The organism is Aliikangiella coralliicola, assembly GCF_007004725.1.
GTDB lineage: Bacteria > Pseudomonadota > Gammaproteobacteria > Enterobacterales > Kangiellaceae > Aliikangiella > Aliikangiella coralliicola.
On the sequence record NZ_ML660161.1, the window covers coordinates 729,908 to 751,682 of the forward strand.

Genomic DNA, 21,775 nt, shown 5'->3' on the forward strand with positions numbered 1-21,775 from the left:
AAATGTAGACGTAGATTAACTTCAATTCACTTCGCCTTAACAACATTATCCAAAAGCTGATTAACCGTTAGCCGATTTCGCTCTTTCAGGCAGTTTAAATAATTGAACTGACTCGAGTAATTTCTCCGAATTTTTAACTAACTTTAATGTTTCGTTACTTTGAAGTTCTAGTTTTGACTGGGTTTCCCTCGCGTTTTCTTGCAGCTTGATTGAGCGGTTTTTCAAATCATCGCTCACTTGAGACTGGGTGTTACAAGAGTCAGAAATTAAGCGCACCTTTTCCACGAGTTGGGTTGCCGTATTGGTTGTTTTTTCCATTTCCTGACCGGCTTTTTCTACCAGCGAGGCACCTTCAATAACTTTGGATATAGTGTTACCCATTGTCTCTGATGTATCTGACGTTTCAACCTGGATATTATCAACCAGCGAAGTGATTTGGGCGGTTGCGCCACGGGCACTTTCAGCCAGTCTTTGTACTTCGTCGGCGATGACTGAGAAGGCACGTCCTTCTTCACCGGCGGCGGCCGCTTGCATACTTGCGTTAAGTGCGAGTACATGAGTTTTTTCCGCGATGTTATTAATAATATCAACGACGTTATTGATTTCTTGTGATCGCTCACCCAGACGTTTAATCCGTTTTTCTGTTTCGTGAATGTTCGCCCTGATATCTGACATACTTTCAATAGTGTTCTTTACAGCGCCGTAGGCTGAGTTTGTCATGTTGGACATGTTGTTAGTCAAGTCACTACATAGCGTTGCCAGTTCGGCATTTTTCTTCATCGCACCAGTCGCTTTTACCAACCGTTGGGAAGATTTTTCTAACTGGGTAAAATCGGTTTCTGCCGAGTTGGATACGACGGTTGATAAAGACTTCACGTTGTTTGAGGATTTTTCGACGGTTAATGCTATATCGTTAACTTCGTGCAATACATCACTGATAGCGTCAACTACCTGGGCAATCGCATCGGATAGTGGACCAGTAATATCTTCTGACACCGGTAATTTGGTTGTCAAATCTCTTTCCGAAAGTAGCATGGTTCCTTCGAGTAACCGAATAATTGATTCATTCAGCTCATCATTTTTTCGTTCTGTTTCGGCTAATGCCGCGATTCGATCATCGAGTAATCCATTGAGCGTTTTGCTCAGTGTTCCGAGTTCATCATCGGTTTCCACCTGAGCACGTGCGCCGAAATCACCTTCGGCCACTTTGATTACCGTATCTTCCAATTCTTTTACTGGCCGAACTAAGGCTTTTACCAGAAACCATGCGATAGTACCACTGAGTGCTAACACTAATAGTCCAATTAAAATTGCCGCATTTTGAATAGATTCGCGCAAAGAAAAAGTTGGTGCAAAAGCTTCCGCTTCGTCAATTTCAGCCATAATTGCCCACTTGGCGCCTAAGAATTCTAACGGTGTATACGCTGATAACACTTGCTCGCCGCGGTAGTCAGCAAAAGTGTCAAAACCCGTTTTGTTTAACATGGCAGCCTGAGTTCCAGGAGTCGAAACTGTTTGTAACCCGATACTGGTATTTTTAGCGCGAATAGTATCAATGATTTTTTTACTTAAATTTGCATTGCCCAGGGCGTTAATGTAGTTGTCTTTATCTTCAATCAAAAAGCGGCTGTCGTTTCGAATTAAGTTATCTGAACCAACAATATAAGTTTCTCCTGATTCACCCAGTCCATAATCGCGCCATTGCTGATTAACCGTCATAATCTGGTTAATCGTTGCTATTGGTGCCTGGAAAACTAAAATACCAATTTTTTCGCCTTTATCAAAAATAGGAGATGCGATAAAAACTGCCTGGTCATTGTAGGACGGCAAATAAGTCGCGAAATCTTCGAAAACGACACCATCGGGATCGGTTAATCGATTCGCTTTTTGAAAGGCTCTACCTAAACCGGTTTCTGCGTAAGGGCCATTGATAAGTGATGTTGTGTAGTCTAACTCTTTAAATACTGAGTAAATAATATCGCCGGTATCAGGTTCAACCAGGAAAATATCGTAATAGTTAAAGGTTTTTAAGTATTGTCTGATATGAGGATGATATTTTTTATGGGCCTTTGAATAATCGGATTGATCGCCCGCACTGGTTAAATTGTCTTTTTGCCCCAGCGATTCTGGATTAGCAGAGATATAGTGATATTGTAATGCGATTGATTCTGCATCCAGCGGCAATAAATACTTGGTCATATCTGGCGCTTCACCGATATTACGGTTGGTGTACTCATTGACAAAATCAGTGGTGTAATAGTTAGAGAGGTTTTCTCTGTATTCGCGAAGCATTTGGGCATCAATTGGCTGGTTTCTATCGGCCTGTTCTCTGAACTTTCCGAAACTACTCGAAAACTCTTTTGTTGCTTCAATAATCATTAGATCATTTGAAAAAGTCTTCACCTGATTTTGCAAACTGTTCAGGTAGGTTTCAAGTTGGTCCTTACGCGCGTCGCGTACCGAAACTAATTGGTTTTTTGCCTGTTCCTCCAATGACGAACGGCCCGCGTTGAAAGAGATGGTATCAAGTGAGACCGAGACTAAGACAACGGGGATAATCGTAATTGAAAGCGCACCAAGCACTAGTTTTTGCTTCAGTTTCATTTTTTCATTCCTTCCTCAAATCGCTAAAATTTATTTAATATTTATTAAAATAAAATTACTAGAAGCAACTTGCCAAAGTCGCTAATGTTTTGATAGTTGCCGAAAAAAATTACCGCCATCTAATTGAAACCAGATTTCACCGTTATTTTCCTGGTAAACATTTGATGTAGATTGTTTTAGTTTTTTGTTGATATCGAGGCTATCTGATTTTAATTGAGAGGTTGAGAATTGCTTTCGAACGGGAAGTGTATCGCTATAAATTGCAACATAAGATTCTTCAATCTTAAAAATAAGAAGGTATAGATTATTTTTCAGGCTGACCTCTGTATCTGTTAGGTATTTATGAATGCTATAAACAGGAATAATATTACCTTTGTGGCTAGTGACCCCTACAAGAGAGGGAGCGCCATTGGGCATAGGGAATACTTTACTATTTAAGTTAATCTGACAATTAATCGTGGCGCTGACCATCAGATTGAGATTACCTACTTTAAAACCATTGAGTTTCTGTTGATTGGTTCGATTTGCATCACTGCCAGACTGATCCGACAGTGGTTTAAATTTAGCTGGTTTTATGGAAAGTGCCTGACTGGGAAGAATCAATCCGGAATCTTGCTTCTCACTAGAAGATATTTCTATGTCTGTCATGGCGCTTTCCTATAGAAATTGATACAACGAATAACTAATTAAGCGTAGTTTTTAAGAGAGTCAACTATCTGATCGACTGAGTATGGTTTTGTAATATATCCTTTGGCTCCCAGCATTTCTCCCCAACGCTTATCTGCTTTTTCCTTTTTGCTGGTGACGAATACAACTGGTGTATCTTTAATGGCGTCTTCTGCTTTTATTGTGCGGCAAACTTTAAAGCCATCGAGATCGTCCATAACAACATCTAGAAAAACAAGGCTTGGCTTATTCCTTCTGATTTGTTCAACTGCATCCTGCCCGCAAGTAGCGACGTCGACTTGATAACCTGCGTCAGAAACAATTTGATAGAGATTTTCTCTTTCAGTTTTTGAATCATCAACAATTAGTATCTTTCCCATTTCAGTACTCCTTATGTTAATTAAAAATGTTATGCAGTCTTAAGTTGTTTAAATGAACTGATGTTAAGCATTTTAAGTATTGCGTCTGCAAGTTCATTAGAGCTTGCCGGTTTGGTAATGTATTTATCGCATCCGGCGAGCTTTCCTTTAACCATGTTGAACATATTGGATTTTCCTGTCAGCATGCATACAGGCGTATTCTTTTGAATTGGTGACTGTCGGATCATTTTACAAATTTCATAACCGTCGATACCTGGTAAAACGATATCAAGGAAAATCAGGTCATAACGCAACTTATTAATTCGCTCCATGGCTTGTTCACCGGTAGCACAGCAATCTGGGTGAATGCCTAGTAAATCAAGTTGCAGTTCCATTGACTTTAAGATAGTGGGACAGTCATCTACGACCAAAGCCGAAACTTTGGAATGCACTTTTTTGGCGCCAATCGAGTTGAGTTTCTTAACGTCACTTGATTCAGTTGTATCACTAATTTCAAATGAAGGAAGTTTTTCGAAAGCGCGGTAAAGTGCCTGTTGCATGCCATCGATGACTCGATTGGGAGTGAATGGCTTTTTTATGCTAGCCGGCGCATTTTTAGGGGCTATATCGGAATGTGCGTAAATCGAAAAAATCGGATTAACTCTCGCATTCCAAACTCGCCACTTGCGTAGTATTTGTGGATTGTCCGCATTAACAACGGCAAAGTGGGACTGCTCTGCGAGCTCGCCTTCTACTAGTCTGAATTCCGTATCTGAATTTTGCCCAAAGTTAAGAAATATGGCGCCAAGGTTATTGACTTCTTGCCGAGATAACCCAATGGCTATAACGTCATAAATATCGCGTTGTTTCATAACGCTATCCTCGCGTACTGCTGGTCGCTAGTATTAAAAAAGCTGACAAAAACAAAATGTTGGAAAAAAAGTTTAGCACAAAAAAAATAATGCAAGATTTTATTGGAAGCTATGAATTCTCTGTTTTTTATCCCACAAAAAGAAAAAGTGACGTTAAGGTTTTGTTTTAAAAAAGGTATCTCAAATTTTGGGGTTTGTGCTAAGGAAAAGCTGTGAAAAAAATAATTTAAAAGTATTGAAGGGTGCGATAAAAATTAAATTATTTTGTGAGTTTTTATCGGTTTTTATCACTGTTAAGTGATGCAAAAAAATCAGACTGGAAAGTTTTAAAAAAACATTTTCGGGCGCTGTATTGGTAGTCGATATAAAAATAAAAAATAGACAATCAAAGAATGTGATGATGTTGTAGTGATGGACAAACTTGTTTTGACTGATTTTGATGGAAGTTAAATTTTTAAATTGAAGCTTAGAAGTTGAATATTGATCAAATCATGACAAGACAATCCATCCCTGGATTAGTTTTTTTGATAACTTTGAGTACAAAAAATACTAAAATAGATTTGCTCTAATAACAAAGTAAGAGCTGAAAATTATTGAAATCAGTTTTAGAAGGTAAAGGTAAATCCTCCAATGAAATAGTCTTCGGCACCTGGGATATCGAGGTCATTTGATGAATAAGCAACAAAAAACTGCGCGTTATCGGTAAGATCATACGCGTAGGTTATTGAGTAGTCATTATTATCTCCACCGGCATCAAAATCGAGACGCCCTGCATGTAGCGTTAGACTAGACTTGTTATTAATAGCAATTTCGTAGCCTAGCTCAATATAGTCTGCGTCGAGATCTTGATCTGAATAGTAGGTGATTGAGAAATCATGAAATGAAGCGCCGATATTAAACTCTGTTGTCGAATCAGTGTCGCCTGTATAAGTATATTCAGTGAAACCGACACTAACAGAAACGTTATCAGATATTTCATGGGAATACCCACCCGCTATGTCAATTTCAACGCCGTCATCAGTAACGACATCATAAGTTGATGCCCAGAGTGAAAACCAGAGGCCACTGCTGTGGTCTAACGAGATGTCGCCTTGTACAGCAGGATCTTCATCGCTTAAGTCGAACCCACGAAATAAGTATTGGCTGACAATCGTTGCGGAAGCGCCAAATTCATTATCGCCGGCCATGACACATGGAGAGACTACGCTGCTTAGTAAAAGCGGTGTGAAAGTAATTGACTTATATTTCATGTGCACCCTCATTGTTTTTGCTTTGAACCAGGTCTGATTAAAAAATTCCTGTCAGAATAATAATCAGAGTTCAAAGTTTTTAAAAAGAACAGTCTTATTGTGTCAGCGATTTAAAACTTGAGAATTTCAGCAATTTAATTTGCAAACACTGACGAGTTGCCGACATTTTTTATCAGTTTTAAGTTAGAGAATATCGCATCACACATAAACTACCCATGAAACAAATAGTCGCTGGTGGTAATAAATCAAATTTATTTTAAAATAGATTTAAGATTGAGATAAATCGAAGGATCTGTATTTCAAAATGAGGTAAGTAGTGTTTTTTCTTTACAAAAAAGTTTTTAACAGGTGCCAGTGGTTTATTCTCATTTCGATGTTTGTTGAGACCTGAACACCGACAATAAGTAACCTGAGTTTGAGATAAGAACTCAGGCTAAATAACAATCTAAAGACGCGCGCCGCCATCAATTTCCAATACTCGCCCGGTCAGGTAATCATTTTGAAAAATAAATGCGACCGTCTCTGCAATTTCTTTACTTTTTCCCATGCGTTTGAGTGGTATTGCAGACTCTGCTTGTTGAATCGCTTTCGCAGGCATACTGGCAGTCATTTCTGTTGCGATAAAACCAGGAGCAATCGCACATGCCCTGATATTATGTTTGGCTAATTCCTTAGCCCAGGTCACTGTCATTGCTGCTACGCCGGCTTTGGCTGCGCTATAATTGGTTTGGCCGAAATTTCCAGAACGGCAAATACTGGAAATATTAACAATGACACCTTCAGATTGAGTTTCAATCATTTTGGCGGCAGCTTCACGACCACATAAAAAAACGCCAGTCAGGTTGACGTCAATCACGGCTTGCCAGTCACTCAGTGATAATTTTTCAGAGACATGTCCATCTTTTGCTTTGACTAATAATCCATCTCTTAATATACCCGCATTATTGATCAAACCATTCAGGCAACCGAAGTGATTGACAATACTCTCGAACAACTGCTCAACCTGACTTTCTTTGGATACATTGGCTTTAAAGCACTCGACTGATTGGGCACCCAACTCCAGGCAGCTATCTTGAACTAATTTTAGTGCTTCTATGTTGGTATCAATCAGCGCTAACTTTGCCTGTTGTCTGGCCAGATTTTTTGCCATTGCGAGACCTAAACCTCTTGCCGCACCGGTGATAGCGATAACTTTATTGTTGAGTTCCACTGTTTATATTCTCCACGAAAATAGCGTCTTGCTGGTTGCCTGTTAGTTGCTGAGCAAAAATAGATAATGAATAAAAGCTGTTAAGCATAGAATTCGGTAATCTTAATCTGCTATATTACTCTAACTCAGACAAATAAGTGAAATATAGTCGCGTGCTAATTACCGATGTTTATAGAATCGCTAAGTACCAATCATTGGACCGTGTTAAATATTAGGACACTATAAATATTGGTACATTAAATATTGGGACATTATAAACATCAGGCCCTATATTAGAGCTAGATTAATACTGAAACTCAATATAGTAGAAATGTATTTAGCACACTGAAAAGGCGAAGACTGTTCGTCACTTTGAAAACGAAATGATGATGGGTTTTGAATGATGAAATTAAAGATATCTGAATATTTTAAGTCAGCTTTATTTAGTGTTTTGGTTTTGAGTGGGGCTACCTGCTTATCTGCATGTGTTGGCGATCACTATGGCTACTCAAAACAAGAATGGCAACTAATGAGTAAAATGCAACAAGAAAAAGCCAAAAAGTCATTTCAAGCGCTTGTGGCAGAGAAGGATAAAATAGTCAAAGGCGATGCTATTAGCCAAACAACAGAAGCATTTATCGAAAGAAATATTGGTAAGCGTGGCGGACAAACTCAGGACCATTTATAGCAATATTTCAGTTGCTCAAAGGTAATAGCGGGTGAGACTTAATAATATTTTCAATAATATTCCAAAAGATATACCTGATGAATTGTTTGAGGAATTGACCGTCGGCGACAATATTAAAATCGAACGAATTATCTCGAAGGGGCATTCGTCGCCAGAAAGCGGTTGGTATGATCAGGAAAATAACGAGTGGGTGATGGTACTGAAAGGCGAGGCAAGTCTTACCATGATCAATGCAAACGGTTTAGAAGAAAATATTACACTTGTTGCAGGTGATTATTTAAATATTCCGGCACATCAAAAGCATAAAGTGAGTTGGACTCATCCCACTCTCGAAACCATATGGTTGGCTGTTCATTACTAAGTTGTAATACTCAATAAACTATCTAATTGGATCTACTCAAACCCTCCCCAGCCTTTCTTTGCTTAAGAAGGGAGTAACAAATGAAGAACATGTCGTTAGAGTCGTCTAATCCAAACAGAATCCCTTGATTTTATATTGACCTTCTAATCTGACAAATTCATCCTGTTCGATCTGGATGTCTTTATCGCAATATTTGATTTCACTGAGCTTTATCATCATTCTCTTGTGAGCGATTTCTTCCATGTGAAATTTGGAAGGCTGCTGGGCATTTTTATGTTTATTCTCGCGAGGACTCAATTGATCATTTTGACGACGCCCTTTCCTGTTTCCACCGTTTTTTCGAGGTGTGGTTGTTTGACCGCTGACTTTCTTGGGAGCACGCTTTAGCGCACCATCTAACTGTAAAATAAAAGAAAAATATTTTTTACCATCGTGATCCTGATAAGTAAAAAAGCTCTCGCTAAACTTTTCTTCAGGCGCACTGGCACAACCACTAACAATCAGCATCATGACCATAGCAAAATAGCATCTCATTTCATCTTTACCCGTGTTGCGATTTTGATAATTCAATTAGAGACAAGTATCGATGCAAAGTTTTGTAATGTTTTGTAAAGGCTCATTGCATACGCCTGAACTACCTTTAAGACGAAGAGAGCAAGACTAAAACTGAATGTGGACGACGGAGAATTTATTTGAAAATGATGATAACCGAGAAATATAAGCTTCGCTGGTAATTTGCTCAGACTGGGCTTATAATCTGCCCAACTTGCTCTCGGGGTGCACGGTGTAGCGATTGTTATCGATGGTTTCTTTCAATCATTCCTATCGATTATAGCTGTCGAATATACCAATGTGCTGAGATTGTATTAGTTGCTGGCAATGATGCTAGAGACCGACAACCAATAGTCGCTTCTTTAAGTGAAGTTTTCCAGCCGCTAAACGGACCCGCAGAACCTGATCCGATTAACATCGGCGTAGGGATGAGCGAAATATCGAGCCAAAAAAGTCGTTTTAACGGCCATATCTCGAATCGCCTCGCTATGCCAGTTCATTGAAAACGAGGACATGAAAATGTACGACGATTCGATAACTGGTCTGTCTAATTCCAGTCAGTCCAAATTAGTTTCCGATCAACCGGAGGCTCAAACCACAGATAACAATCCCCATGCCATTACGCGCGAGCCGCTACCTGCCAGTAGTAAGGTTTACGTTTGTTCGGATAATCAAAGTGACGCAAGTGCTACTCAAGTGGGTTCTATTCAAGTGGACTCTATTCAAGTGAGTGTACCGATGCGCCGTATTGATTTAACCGATGGTACTCATGTAACTGTTTATGATACCTCGGGGCCTTACACGGACCCTGATGTAAAAATTAACGTCCATGAAGGTTTAGCTGATGTCCGTTCAAAGTGGATTGAAGCGAGAGGCGACTCTGAGTTGTACACGGGCCGGGAAATCAAACCAATTGATAACGGCCATCAAGACGAAGGCAAAGCATTTCAGTTTTACAATCCTCAGTTACAACGCCAGCCAAGACGCGCAAAGCCTGGACAGAATGTTTCGCAAATGCACTATGCCCGCCGTGGAATCATTACACCGGAAATGGAATATATTGCAATTCGTGAAAACCAGGCTCGCGAAGCATTGAGTAACGAGTTTACCACTGAAGAGCGTAACAAACGTTTGGCGGGAAATTCGATGGGAGCTAACCTGCAACCGATTACGCCAGAATTTGTGCGTAAGGAAGTGGCTGAAGGTCGCGCGATAATTCCTGCTAATATCAATCACACCGAGTTGGAACCAATGATTATCGGGCGGAATTTCCTGGTGAAAATTAATGCCAATATTGGTAACTCAGCGGTCACTTCAAGCATCGAAGAAGAAGTCGAAAAGTTAGTGTGGTCGATCCGATGGGGCGGCGATACGGTGATGGATCTGTCGACTGGAAAGCACATTCATGCAACCCGTGACTATATTGTTCGAAACTCGCCGGTGCCAATAGGGACTGTGCCGATTTATCAGGCGCTCGAAAAAGTGAATGGTGTTGCAGAAGATCTGACTTGGGAAGTCTTTCGCGATACTTTGATTGAACAAGCAGAGCAGGGCGTTGATTATTTTACCATTCACGCAGGCGTGCTTTTGCGCTATGTGCCTTTAACTGCAAGTCGCGTTACTGGTATTGTTTCTCGCGGTGGCTCTATCATGGCCAAGTGGTGTATCGCTCATCATCAGGAAAATTTTCTTTATACGCATTTCGAAGAAATTTGCGAGATCATGAAGGCTTATGACGTGAGCTTTTCTCTCGGTGATGGTTTACGGCCCGGTTCTCTTGCAGACGCTAACGATGCTGCTCAATTTGGCGAACTGGAAACCTTAGGGGAGCTGACAAAAATTGCCTGGAAGCATGACGTTCAAGTCATGATTGAAGGGCCCGGTCATGTGCCAATGCATATGATTAAAGAAAATATGGACAAACAGTTAGAACATTGTGACGAAGCGCCGTTTTATACGCTAGGTCCACTAACAACAGACATCGCGCCAGGTTACGATCATTTTACCAGTGGTATCGGCGCGGCGATGATAGGCTGGTACGGTTGCGCGATGTTATGTTATGTCACACCGAAAGAACATTTAGGGTTACCTAACAGAGACGATGTTAAAGAAGGTATCATTACCTATAAAATCGCGGCCCATGCAGCTGATCTTGCGAAAGGTCATCCGGGCGCTCGCTATCGTGATGACATGTTGTCAAAAGCGCGTTTTGAGTTTCGCTGGGAAGATCAGTTTAACCTTGGATTAGATCCTGATCGTGCTCGGGAATTTCACGATGAAACCTTGCCCAAAGATTCAGCAAAAGTTGCTCATTTTTGTTCCATGTGCGGACCGAAATTTTGTTCGATGAAAATTAGCCAGGAAGTAAGAGATTACGCGGCAGAAGGAATGAAGAAAAAGTCTGCCGAGTTTAAAGCACAAGGCGCTGAAATTTATGTTGAGCAAAAATAGCAGGACGGTTTTCGGTACGCTTAAATGAGTCTGGCACGAAAAAAAGTTGGTATTGTCGGCGCCGGAATTATGGGGCGCCTGTTAGCTTGGCAGTTGGCTAACAATGGTTACCAAATAACTTTGTTTGATAAAGATCCAATTGAATCTGGAGATGCCGCGGCATACACGGCAGCTGGTATGCTAACGCCTTATTCCGAAATTGAATCTGCCGAAATGCTGATTTATCACCTGGGAATGCGATCGCTTCAATTGTGGCCGATAATTGCCAAAAAACTCAATGCTGATATTGGGTTTCATCAGTTAGGAAGTTTGATTGTAAGCCATGCCAATGATAAACCTGATTTAGTTAGATTTAACCAGCAACTTAACTTCAAGTTATCTGAGCTGTCTAATTCTTCTCATTCAAATACAGAGTCGTCATATTCATCTCGACACTCCCCAAAGCAAATTGAACATGATGATTTGGCGGAGCTTGAGCCTGAATTAAGCTCGAAGTTTTCAGAAGCAACCTGGTTACCGCAGGAGGCCTGGCTGTGTCCTCGTTGTGTGATGGGCGTTCTTGCTGATCAATTACTTGATAAAAGAATTAGCTGGCACGCCCACACAAAAATTGATGGTTTGAAGGTGGATAGTGGCAAAAATCAAGTGACGGTAAAAAGGCAAAATTACCAGTTCGATTGGATAATCGATTGTCGAGGACTTGGCGCTAAACCGGATATGAGCGAGCTAAGAGGTGTGCGCGGTGAACTGGTTTTGTTGCAGGCACCTGATGTCAAAATTAACCGCCTGGTTCGCCTGATGCATCCTCGATATCGTTTGTATGTTGTCCCGAAATATAAAGATGATCTTTACACCCTTGGCGCGACACAAATTGAAAGTGATGATAGTGGACCGATTACCGTACGATCAACTTTGGAATTGCTAACTGCGGCTTATAGTTTACATCCTGGTTTTGCCGAGGCCAGACTGATAGAAACGAAAACTAACTGTCGACCGGCGCTGTCAGATAATTTGCCCAGAGTTGAAGTCCAGAATAATTTAATTCGAATCAATGGGCTCTATCGACACGGTTTTTTACTCGCACCGGCAATCGCAAATGAAGTGCAAAATTTTCTCACGCACGATGGTGATTATTCATCAGGTTACCAGGGATTATTTCGAGCATCAGCAAAAGAGGTTAGCGAGTGATGATTAAACTTTGGTTGAACGGCGAACAAATTACGAGTGAAGCGTTAAATTTAAAAGTGTTTTTAAAAGAACACTATAATGATAGCGCGAGTTTTGCGGTTGCAGTTAATGAATACTTTGTGCCGAAATTCGATTATGAAAATATTGAATTAAGAGAAGGTGACAGGGTCGAGATGGTTGTGCCGATGGCCGGCGGTTAAATGCTTATGAGTGTAGATGCCAATAGGATTTTTCACGACAGTATGAGGGTGAGAATGACGGTATCAGTTAAGAGAGAATATCTATGTGGAAACTAGCAGACGAAGAAATCGATAGCCGCTTATTAATTGGCACCGCTTTATATCCCTCGCCGGACATAATGCAGCAGGCAATCCGCGCTTCCAACGCAAAGGTAGTAACTGTTTCATTACGCCGACAAAATCCTGCTAGTGGTAGCGGCCAGGATTTTTGGCAGCTTATTCAGTCTTTGGGACTTAATTTACTGCCGAATACAGCGGGTTGTCATTCGGTAAAAGAAGCCGTTGCCACAGCACAAATGGCGCGTGAATTATTTGGCACTCGGTGGATTAAGTTAGAAGTTATCGGGGATGATTACAATTTACAGCCAGATCCATTTGGTTTGTTGGAAGCAACCAAAGAACTGATTTCTCAAGGGTTTGAGGTGTTTCCATATTGCACTGACGATTTAGTGTTATGCGAGAAACTGGCGGAAGCCGGTTGCCGAATTTTAATGCCATGGGGGGCACCCATTGGGACAGGGAAAGGATTGGTTAATCCCTATGCGTTGAAAACCCTGCGGGAACGTTTGAATAACATTACCTTGATAGTAGATGCGGGCATAGGCGCACCGTCTCATGCCGCACAGGCAATGGAATTAGGGTATGACGGGGTTTTACTGAACACGGCGGTGGCGCAGGCCAGTGATCCGGTTAAAATGGCCGCTGCATTTGACCTATCGATAAAAGCCGGTCGACTGGCTTATGAGTCTGGCGTTATGCCAGAAAGAGACCTGGCCCAGCCTAGCACACCAACAATTGGGACACCTTTCTGGCATAAGAACTAAATCACTAACTTTTCCAGGGCTATGTGGGTATAATGCGGCACCCGTTTTTAGAGCGTTGAAATGGGTGAATTGGGGCGTGAGTGCTCGCCCAAATTAGAGTTTGCCAGCCAGGGGCGACGTTTTTAGTACAGAGCCATGTTCCTGAACTGTTTTTGTTTACAGTGTTTATTGATAACAAGCTGGTGAAACTGGACATCAATCCCTGTATTAAAGTAGTGAATTTGAAGTAGACAATGTTGCCAACGAGCAAAAATAAACCGGTTATTTTAACTATTGCAGCCAATGATTCCGCTGGCATGGCTGGTATCGCGACCGATATCAAAACTCAGCAGGCTTTTGGTATTCATAGTGCTGTGGCCGTCACAGCGAACACCGCTCAGAATAATTATGAAGTTCTATCGGTTAACCCTGTTGATGCGAGTGTTTTAAAGCAGCAGCTAGAAGCAGTTAAAGAATTACCCATTGCGGTTGTAAAGGTTGGTCTGGTTTGCAATCTGGAGCAGGTAAAAGTGATTGCAGATTTTATTCGCTCCACTGGTTTGCCGCTGATTTTAGACCCGGTTTTATCGTCAACTAGCGGAGAAGGCTTCTTTCCAGACAAAGATATTGCGACCTATGTTGATACGCTGTTACCCCTTTCAACCCTGGTCACGCCAAACCGCGAAGAAACCTCATTACTTACCTATTTGCCCGCTTCCTCCGCTGGAGAAATTGAATTGGCTGCGGATTCTATGTTGCTGCTGGGTGCGAAAAATATATTAATAAAGGGCGGACACGGCGAAGATGAAGCCTGCCAGGATTACTTCGCCAGCGATGAAAAATGCTTCTGGTTATCCAGCCCTCGCAAAAATTTTAAAAACACGCGTGGAACTGGGTGTGCGATGGCGTCAAGTATTGCCGCCTGTTTAACTTTGGGCTACTCACTTTATGATTCGGTTGTAATCGGAAAGATGGCGATTAACCAGGGATTAAGAGAGGGATATTCAGTCGGAGAGCAAAAAGGCCCGGTGGCGATTACTCGTTTTCCTGATCAGGAAGTTGATTTACCGATTTTATCTGATACTTCGAGTGTTAATCTGCAAAGCGAAAATTTTCCATGTTGCAATCAAATTCGACTGGGTCTTTATCCCGTTGTTGATAGAGCTGTCTGGCTGAAAAAATTGTTGCCTGTTGGCGTTTCAACTATCCAGCTTAGAATAAAAGACTTACGCGGTGAAGCACTTGAACGTGAAATAAAAAGCGCCATTGAGCTGGCGGAAAAATATGATTGTCGTTTGTTTATTAATGATTATTGGGAGTTAGCGATTAAGCACCATGCTTATGGTGTTCACCTTGGCCAGGAAGATCTGGACTCAGTTGATATCGATGCGATCCGTAACGCGGGTTTGCGTTTAGGGATAAGTACCCATTGTCATTATGAAGTGGCAAGAGCAATGCAACACAAACCTTCCTATATTGCCTGTGGCCCGGTTTATCACACCAATACTAAACAGATGCCGTGGGTGCCCCATGGGTTAGATGGACTTGCTTACTGGCGTAAAGTTTTAGATTACCCACTAGTGGCCATTGGCGGAATTAACCGAGAAAGACTTGAATCTGTCGCAGAAGTTGGCGTAGACGGTGTGGCGATGATTACTGCAATTACTGAGGCAGCTGAGCCAGAAGCTGTTGCTCGGGAAATGATGGCGTTGCTAAATAAAAGTCGGTATGAAAAAGCGATACAGTAATTACTGGCAGTATTTTAACGGGTGTTAAAAAACCATGGTTTAAAATTAACCGAGGTTCTTTTGTTTTTTTATATGCCTGAAAAGTACACACATCAATTGTCCACAAAAATTAGCCTTTGCCACCCTGGTGTTTTTTAAATATTATTTGAATCACCTAAGCAAGAATATTTAAGTTTTGCAATCAGTCAATTTGAACGAACAGTTGAATTAACCAGGTTAGTCGGGATAAAACAATTTGAACTATTTTGTGTATTGAGTTTATCCAAATATTGTTTTTATCCGGCCATTGCAACTTAATCTGGCATTGGTTATTCTTTTTTTGGTTATAGCAATTTAATAGCCAGTCAGTTCAAAATAATGACAAATTCAAAAAAAACAATAATAAGAAAATCAATAACAAAGTGCCGACCTAAAGCACTCACCATAATAACGAGAATGAAATAATCTTTAATCGTTGGAAGGGAAAAAGGAAATATTGTTCAGGGGTGTAGACCAAAAAAGGGACAGGGATAGAAGACCAGTTTAAACAATCAATCGAATGAAAGTGAAATTGAATTTTCTACGATGAAAATTCGATTTTATGGCGAGTTTTGCTTAGAGAAAAATTTCTTGATTGTTGAGCTGTTGGCCAACCTGCGCATTGAAGTCTTGAATGCCCCACTCGAACTATTTCAGTTAACTCAATATTGAAGCGTTTTTTAACGCTTTGGGCTCGCTTGCGCCATGAAAAAATCACTACAGTTGGTTGTCGGTCAGGGTGGGGGGCGGATTTTTTGTCTCTGGAGCTCTTGTATTTTGGGCGTTTGATAAAGAATGTCCGAATTTTGTTAGTGGATGTCCGAATATTGATAGTGGTATGTCGGGCAAATCCTGTAGTTTAAAAATATACAAGAAATGAGATGTTTTGAAATTGAGTAGTCGGTTTAATCGGGGGATTAATATGGAGTTGCAAGGTCGCATAGCCTGGCGTTATTTATCAGGCGTGGTAATCGTTATTAAAGGGTTATTGTCATCATTATCTTTTGCGGGAAGTTTCACAGCCCGTTCTGCCATCATCAATAGTCAAACGGGCAAGTTATCTGCCTTTGGTTTTGGCCAGTTGAGTCTTGGTTATCAATGTCACTCATATGGAGAAGTCAAATGATAAGGAAATTAAATTATTTATGGTTGTTGGTATTCGTTTCATTGAGTCCGGTAAGCTTTTTTGGTGTGTTGTCAGGAATACCGACTGTTTATGCGTGGGATCAGGATTGTGACTTTTTGCCACAAGGTTGTGGGCCGGTTGTACCGCTGACGAATTTTCGCGTCGTAGAGCATGATGGTACTTCGATAGCCAGGCTCCAATGGGATTACATGGGGACTCAACGAAACTACCTGGTCGAACGGAAAGCGTCGAGCGGAACCTGGACTCCTATCTATTTCGGCACGAGCACGCTTTATACCGACATGGATTTACCTCAGGGAACCTACCAGTATCGCGGTAAAAACTGTAACAACTTAAACGAGTGTAGTGACTGGTCACTGAGTGAAGAAATTTCAGTGATTGGTGCGCCGCTCCGTCCATGGATAAATTTATCGGGCTCGACTTATATTGATGATACTTTCACCCTCACCTATGCCTCTGAGCCCGCGATTGTTGAGTATACGGTCGAGAGAGATGGCGAGACTATTTACGTTGGCGCTTCACCAAGTTTAGCGCAGACATTGCCGTTGGGCAGTTATGACTATCGAGTCAAGGCACGCAATAATGTCGGCTCCAGTGATTGGGGAGTACGTACTGTCACGGTGCGAGACAGGGTCTCAATTGCGACGTCTGAGAGTGTTTATAACAGCGATGATAATATCCTGATAACGGTTGATGCAGGCGGACTGAGTGCTTCGGATTTAATTCACTATCAATTAGACGATGGTGAGGTGATTACCAAGACTGAACGGACTCATCAATTTGGTGTTTTAAGTGGCGGTAGCCACCTGGTGAAAGTCTGGGGCGAATACACCGACAATAACGGACAACACCGACTGACATCTGTCGCTCAGAAAACTATCAGTATCAGGCATCGCCCGATAATTACTGCACAAAATCCGCTTTCTGTTGATGAAGAAAATAGTCTGACCATTAGTCTGGATGACTTTACCGTGGAGGATGCCGATAGCCCGCCACACCATATGATATTTTCAGTGGGTGACGGCGACAATTACGCCAGAGAAGGCACTCAGATTACGCCCAATGCTGACTTTGATGGCACTTTATCGGTTCCAATTATTGTCAGTGATGGACAGGCTGCCAATGAGCCTTATCATGCTATGGTGACAGTTAATCCGGTGAATGATAAACCCGTGATTAGTGCTGGTGCGCCACTTCCGGCCATTGATGAAGATACCAGCCTAGCGATTGCTTTATCGAATCTGGTGATTACCGATGTTGATAGCAGTCACTTTACCGTCAATGTTCAGAGTAATATGGAATATACGCCCGTTGGCGATACGGTTATTCCCCATCCGAATTTTCATGGCACACTCACTGTTAAAGTTTCAGTGAGCGACGGACAAGACAGTAGTAATATTATCCAATTGCCGCTGGTGGTGAACTCAGTCAATGACAAGCCGGTGATTCATCGGGCGACACTGCCCGCGATAAATGAAGATGGAAGTTTGGCGATTGACTTGTCTCAATTGTTAGTTACCGATGTTGATAGCAGTGACTTAACTTTAACAGTGCTAGGCGGGTCGAATTATTCAACAACCGGCAACACTGTCACCCCCAATGCGGATTTCAACGGGACTCTAACCGTACCACTTCAAGTGAGTGATGGCATTGCTATGAGTGATGTATTCAATGCGTCTGTTACAGTCAATGCGGTTAATGATAAACCGGTCATTAACAGCCACTCGATTCCGGCAGTCAATGAAGATTCCAGTCTAACCATTCAGTTATCCCATCTGAATATCACTGATGTAGACAGCAGCAGTTTTACTTTGACAGTGGGCGATGGTGCCAATTATTCGCGGGTAGGTAATGTCATTACTCCTGATGCCAATTTTCATGGAGCATTGACGGTCTCGTTAACCGTCAGTGATGGTAGTGCAACCAGTGACCCATTCAATGCAACTGTCACAGTTAACGCGGTAAACGATAAGCCGGTGATTAACAGTCACACGATTCCAGCAGTCAATGAAGATTCCAGTCTGACGATTCAGTTATCCCATCTGGATATCAGCGATGTGGATAGCAATAGCTTTACCGTTACTGTTCATGACGGGGCCAACTATTCCAAAGTTGGTAATACCATTGCGCCTGAAGCGAATTTCAATGGCACCATAACGATACCCGTTACCGTTAATGATGGTAGTGCCACTAGTGACACGCTAAATGCTTCGGTCACAGTCAATGCAATCAATGACGCACCGGTCATTGCTGAAGGAGATTCTCAATCCATCGCGACGGACCAGGAGCAAGCACAAAGTCTCACTTTAAATGCAAGTGATATTGATAGCGGTACTTTGACCTGGAGTGAATACACATCACCCAGTCATGGTGGTGTGTCGGGTTATGGTCAAGGATTGTCAAAGGTTCTGACTTATACACCGAGTACGGGTTTCGGCGGTGTTGATTCCTTTGTGGTTCAGGTGAGCGATGGGATTGCAGTTGACCGAGTGACTGTCACTGTACAAGTTAACCAGGTCGACCAGGAGTTTGCTGAGAAGTTTAGTGGAATTGTGGATGATGCGGCGCTAGTCACGCCAAGTGTTCCTGCTAACGAAGCCGTGGGGGCGGTTGAAAGTCAGGCCGGTGTGTCGGGTGGTGCGGCGACTTATTCGGTGCCGATTGCCATCCCACCGGGACGCAATGGGATGCAACCGAATGTCTCGCTCAATTATTCTTCTCGAAGTGGAAACGGTATTGTCGGCGTTGGCTGGTCGCTTGCCGCGGGTGCTGCCATTCATCGTTGTACAGCCACCTATGCGCAAGATGGTTTTACCCAACAGATCCAATACTCAGCAAAAGATCGTTTATGTCTGAACGGTTCGCGCTTAATGGCGGTGAGTGGCGTTTATGGTATGACTGGCACTGAATACCGGACTGAGCTGGATAGTTTTGTTCGCGTTAAACAGCATGGCGGTGACATTAATGATACCGGCACCTGGTTTAGCGCTGAGTTCAAAGGTGGCTCAGTGGCCTATTTTGGTAAAAACGGCGATAGCCGTCTCGTACACGAAGGGATGGAAAGTACATTCAAATGGTTAATTGAATTTAAACATGATCTGGTGGGGAATTCTGCAGGGGAAGCATTTAATGGCACTGTCCCGTCTGATGCGTCCAATTTTATTCACTATGTTTATCAAGACTATGGTGCTGGTGAAAAGTTGCTACGCCATATCTATTATACCGGCAGTGGGGAGAGTAACTCGCAACGCGGCGATCGCCGAGTTGAACTGAATTATGAGTCGCGAATTAACACGCAAACACCGAGTTTAAGCGACAAGCGAAGTGGTTATATTGCAGGTGGGTATTATGAGCAAACCCAGCGATTGAAATCGATAAAAACTTTTGTCGGCGCATCGCAGGTGAATGAGTACGAATTAACTTATCAGCAAAGTGATGCATCGAAGCGTTCATTACTCGCTAATGTGAAACGTTGCGCTTTTGATGTGGGTGCCAGCAAGCATTGCCTACCGGTAACCAGCTTCAACTGGATGGATAAACGCCATTTTGGTGCACCTGAAAAATTAACCATTGGTGGTGTTGAAAGATATCAAGATGTGCTCGAAATTAATAAAGTCATTCCAATCGGGGATTTTGATGGCGATGGCACACAGGATTTTCCCGGCTTTAATACCAATGCCGAGCAAGCGCTGATATCAACCAATGACATTACTCGCAATAGTAATTGTCATCGCATTTTAGAAGCGCTACGTTTCCAATGTATTGAAATGGATCTTGATCGAGATGGAGTAACCGACAACTACAAAATTGAAGATTACAAACTCAAAGTGCGTTCTTCATCGAACAAAAGTGCGGGCTATGTGACGCAAATGGATTTGTATATTCCATCTGAGAGTAATGATAATTCTACCATCCGAAAAATACTGTTTACTCGCTATGATCGGATCATGTCTGTGACTGATATGAATGGAGATGGGTATCCTGATCTGGTGGCGTACATTGTTAACCGAAGTGCGCCTAACCGCGGAAAAGGCAGTGTGAAAGTTTTCCTGCACAATCAGTCTGGTAGCTCTCCTTATTTTGAAACGACTGCGAGTTATAGTTTAGCGCTCAACTCAAAAATTGTTTACCCTGCCAACGGTGTTTTCGATTATGACCCGACTCAAAGCGCGGAAGTTATCGGTGATATCGATGGCAATGGTTTACCGGATCTGAAAATCACTACGATTAATACCTCAGGTTATGGCTCGTTACCTTTTGGTAGCGACGTCTATTTCTTACTGAATCAAAGCACGCCATCAGACCTAAGTTTTGAAAACGCTGACGGTCCCGATATGCTCCGAACTAATCGTGCCTATAATGGCGAGCATGCCATGTATGAGCAATATTTTGCCAAGTATATTGATATCAACGGTGACGGTTTACAGGATGTGATTGGTTGGCAGGATCGCAAACTAGTCGTCAAGCTAAATCAGGGGGGAACCTTCGGTGATGCGATGACTTTGGCGCCCGATACATTTTTTGAACAGCGATTTTATACCATGAAAGTCGGTGTTGGTGTGCCGCTTGATATTGTTTATCCGAAATACAATGAGAGTATGAGTGTCATCGATATTAACGGCGATGGTCGTTCGGAATTGTTAGTGCCGGGCGAACGAATTGTGACTGGTTGTGCGGAAGTTGCCGGACCGGTTCCAGCAGATACTAGTAACTGCGGTGATGGTCTTTATGGCGCCCAAAAAAATCCCGGTCAACACGACGATGCGCCCAATACAGCAATCAACAGCCACATTCTTGATGACTCTATCTATCGGTATGATGTGATTTATTTTGACGAAGATGCTGATGGGAATTTCACTGCCAGAAAAGAGACAAGCCCTTTTATTGGCTCGGCTTTTCAAGTGGCAACATTGGATGCGTTTGGCGATGGTAATGTCGATATGATTTTTACTTTCGGCCCAAGAAAACATCATCCTGATAACCCTGATTCTGATGAAGCCAACTGGATTGATGAAAGTCTGACAACCGCTGAAGGTAAGCAGATATTCGGTGAAAATTCTGATCAATACGGCGCTTACATTATTCGAAATTATGGTGGTGGTCAGGGAACCAGTGCGAGCGATTACAATCAAGTCGATGTGATCCAGTCGGTAACCAACGGATTGAATGCCACGCATCAATGGCGATATCGTCCATTGTCAACAGGAGAAAAGTTGCCTTCGGGCTGGCCGATATACAAAACTGCTCACGAGCAAAATGGCGACGGGTATTTTCACTTTTCCAGCAGTTTGTATGTGGTTAACCAGTTGATTGAGCCTGATGGTATTGGTGGCAACCTGGCGACCAATTATGCCTATCGTGGGGCAATGTTTAATCATCAGGGCCGTGGCTTCCAGGGCTTTAGAACGATTATCACCGATACACCAGCAACGGTTGATAGCAGCGGTGCGGTGACAGAAAACATTCGTTCGGTGACCGACTTTCATCAAAAATTTCCGAAGGCCGGCAAAATTGAAGAAGTCCGCACCTGTCTGGCCAGTGACGGGATTGAAACCTGTAGTCCAACGACACCGCTGAGCTACACCAAGAATATCTATTTCGAGAAGAAGACCGCCGAGTCGTCAGACACTAATAGCGAGG

At 42.4% G+C, this 21,775-nt stretch carries 16 protein-coding genes; 9 read left to right on the forward strand and 7 right to left on the reverse strand.

All coding sequences use genetic code 11. The features are described 5' to 3' along the window. Positions 1-60: 60 nt before the first annotated feature. The 6 genes from FLL46_RS05965 to FLL46_RS05990 all read right to left on the reverse strand — a co-directional run bounded on the left by FLL46_RS05965 (position 61) and on the right by FLL46_RS05990 (position 6,961). Positions 61-2,604, reverse strand: a complete 2,544-nt coding sequence (locus FLL46_RS05965) for a methyl-accepting chemotaxis protein (RefSeq protein WP_142892557.1) — start codon at positions 2,602-2,604, stop codon at positions 61-63. An 81-nt stretch (positions 2,605-2,685) separates the two neighbouring features. Then, entirely contained in the window at positions 2,686-3,252 is a 567-nt protein-coding gene (locus tag FLL46_RS05970) for a chemotaxis protein CheW (protein WP_142892558.1), read from the reverse strand. Between the two features lie 38 nt (positions 3,253-3,290). Next, the gene (locus FLL46_RS05975; RefSeq protein WP_142892559.1) at positions 3,291-3,650 is read right to left on the reverse strand and encodes a response regulator transcription factor; all 360 of its coding nucleotides are present in this window, start codon (positions 3,648-3,650) and stop codon (positions 3,291-3,293) included. A 29-nt stretch (positions 3,651-3,679) separates the two neighbouring features. Further along, positions 3,680-4,501 carry a response regulator gene (locus tag FLL46_RS05980; RefSeq protein WP_142892560.1) on the reverse strand — a complete coding sequence of 274 codons (822 nt, stop codon included), beginning with the start codon at positions 4,499-4,501 and terminating at the stop codon, positions 3,680-3,682. A 605-nt stretch (positions 4,502-5,106) separates the two neighbouring features. Further along, a complete protein-coding gene (locus FLL46_RS05985) occupies positions 5,107-5,751 on the reverse strand; it encodes a TorF family putative porin (protein ID WP_168204066.1) in 645 nt (214 codons plus the stop codon). Between the two features lie 445 nt (positions 5,752-6,196). Next, positions 6,197-6,961, reverse strand: coding sequence for an SDR family oxidoreductase (locus tag FLL46_RS05990; protein ID WP_142892562.1), 765 nt, complete (start codon positions 6,959-6,961; stop codon positions 6,197-6,199). A 379-nt stretch (positions 6,962-7,340) separates the two neighbouring features. On the opposite strand from FLL46_RS05990, the gene FLL46_RS05995 reads away from it, so the two are divergent. Together FLL46_RS05995 and FLL46_RS06000 are read left to right on the forward strand one after the other, a co-directional pair. After that, positions 7,341-7,628, forward strand: coding sequence for a hypothetical protein (locus FLL46_RS05995; RefSeq protein ID WP_142892563.1), 288 nt, complete (start codon positions 7,341-7,343; stop codon positions 7,626-7,628). A 31-nt stretch (positions 7,629-7,659) separates the two neighbouring features. Then, entirely contained in the window at positions 7,660-7,989 is a 330-nt protein-coding gene (locus FLL46_RS06000; RefSeq protein ID WP_142892564.1) for a cupin domain-containing protein, read from the forward strand. A 105-nt stretch (positions 7,990-8,094) separates the two neighbouring features. On the opposite strand, the gene FLL46_RS06005 is transcribed toward FLL46_RS06000, so the two are convergent. Then, positions 8,095-8,523: a hypothetical protein gene (locus FLL46_RS06005; protein ID WP_142892565.1), complete on the reverse strand. Its 429-nt coding sequence runs from the start codon at positions 8,521-8,523 to the stop codon at positions 8,095-8,097. 537 nt (positions 8,524-9,060) lie between these two features. Here FLL46_RS06005 and thiC point away from each other — a divergent pair. The 7 genes from thiC to FLL46_RS06040 form a co-directional block, all read left to right on the forward strand. Beyond that, entirely contained in the window at positions 9,061-10,992 is a 1,932-nt protein-coding gene (gene thiC, locus FLL46_RS06010) for a phosphomethylpyrimidine synthase ThiC (RefSeq protein WP_142892566.1), read from the forward strand. A 24-nt stretch (positions 10,993-11,016) separates the two neighbouring features. Then, positions 11,017-12,180 carry a glycine oxidase ThiO gene (gene thiO / locus FLL46_RS06015; protein ID WP_142892567.1) on the forward strand — a complete coding sequence of 388 codons (1,164 nt, stop codon included), beginning with the start codon at positions 11,017-11,019 and terminating at the stop codon, positions 12,178-12,180. Continuing rightward, complete coding sequence (thiS, locus tag FLL46_RS06020) at positions 12,180-12,380, forward strand: sulfur carrier protein ThiS (protein WP_142892595.1); 201 nt, start codon at positions 12,180-12,182, stop codon at positions 12,378-12,380. The genes thiO and thiS overlap by 1 nt, the downstream gene beginning before the upstream one ends. An 83-nt stretch (positions 12,381-12,463) precedes the next feature. Next, complete coding sequence (locus FLL46_RS06025) at positions 12,464-13,243, forward strand: thiazole synthase (protein ID WP_142892568.1); 780 nt, start codon at positions 12,464-12,466, stop codon at positions 13,241-13,243. Positions 13,244-13,476: 233 nt separating this feature from the next. Then, positions 13,477-14,970 carry a thiamine phosphate synthase gene (thiE, locus tag FLL46_RS06030; protein ID WP_142892569.1) on the forward strand — a complete coding sequence of 498 codons (1,494 nt, stop codon included), beginning with the start codon at positions 13,477-13,479 and terminating at the stop codon, positions 14,968-14,970. Between the two features lie 940 nt (positions 14,971-15,910). Continuing rightward, positions 15,911-16,114, forward strand: a complete 204-nt coding sequence (locus tag FLL46_RS06035) for a hypothetical protein (RefSeq protein WP_142892570.1) — start codon at positions 15,911-15,913, stop codon at positions 16,112-16,114. Then, positions 16,111-21,775 (forward strand): tandem-95 repeat protein (locus tag FLL46_RS06040; protein WP_168204067.1); only part of this gene is annotated, 5,665 nt, incomplete at its 3' end. The genes FLL46_RS06035 and FLL46_RS06040, both read left to right, overlap by 4 nt.

Excerpts from the sequence above, each read along its gene's own strand:
- FLL46_RS05995 (WP_142892563.1), top strand. The coding sequence starts at position 7,341 with ATGATGAAATTAAAGATATCTGAATATTTTAAGTCAGCTTTATTTAGT.
- thiE (WP_142892569.1), top strand. The coding sequence starts at position 13,477 with ATGTTGCCAACGAGCAAAAATAAACCGGTTATTTTAACTATTGCAGCC.
- thiC (WP_142892566.1), top strand. The coding sequence starts at position 9,061 with ATGTACGACGATTCGATAACTGGTCTGTCTAATTCCAGTCAGTCCAAA.
- FLL46_RS05985 (WP_168204066.1), bottom strand. The coding sequence starts at position 5,751 with ATGAAATATAAGTCAATTACTTTCACACCGCTTTTACTAAGCAGCGTA.
- FLL46_RS06005 (WP_142892565.1), bottom strand. The coding sequence starts at position 8,523 with ATGAGATGCTATTTTGCTATGGTCATGATGCTGATTGTTAGTGGTTGT.
- FLL46_RS05980 (WP_142892560.1), bottom strand. The coding sequence starts at position 4,501 with ATGAAACAACGCGATATTTATGACGTTATAGCCATTGGGTTATCTCGG.
- FLL46_RS05965 (WP_142892557.1), bottom strand. The coding sequence starts at position 2,604 with ATGAAACTGAAGCAAAAACTAGTGCTTGGTGCGCTTTCAATTACGATT.
- FLL46_RS05975 (WP_142892559.1), bottom strand. The coding sequence starts at position 3,650 with ATGGGAAAGATACTAATTGTTGATGATTCAAAAACTGAAAGAGAAAAT.
- thiS (WP_142892595.1), top strand. The coding sequence starts at position 12,180 with ATGATTAAACTTTGGTTGAACGGCGAACAAATTACGAGTGAAGCGTTA.
- thiO (WP_142892567.1), top strand. The coding sequence starts at position 11,017 with ATGAGTCTGGCACGAAAAAAAGTTGGTATTGTCGGCGCCGGAATTATG.
- FLL46_RS06035 (WP_142892570.1), top strand. The coding sequence starts at position 15,911 with ATGGAGTTGCAAGGTCGCATAGCCTGGCGTTATTTATCAGGCGTGGTA.
- FLL46_RS06025 (WP_142892568.1), top strand. The coding sequence starts at position 12,464 with ATGTGGAAACTAGCAGACGAAGAAATCGATAGCCGCTTATTAATTGGC.
- FLL46_RS05970 (WP_142892558.1), bottom strand. The coding sequence starts at position 3,252 with ATGACAGACATAGAAATATCTTCTAGTGAGAAGCAAGATTCCGGATTG.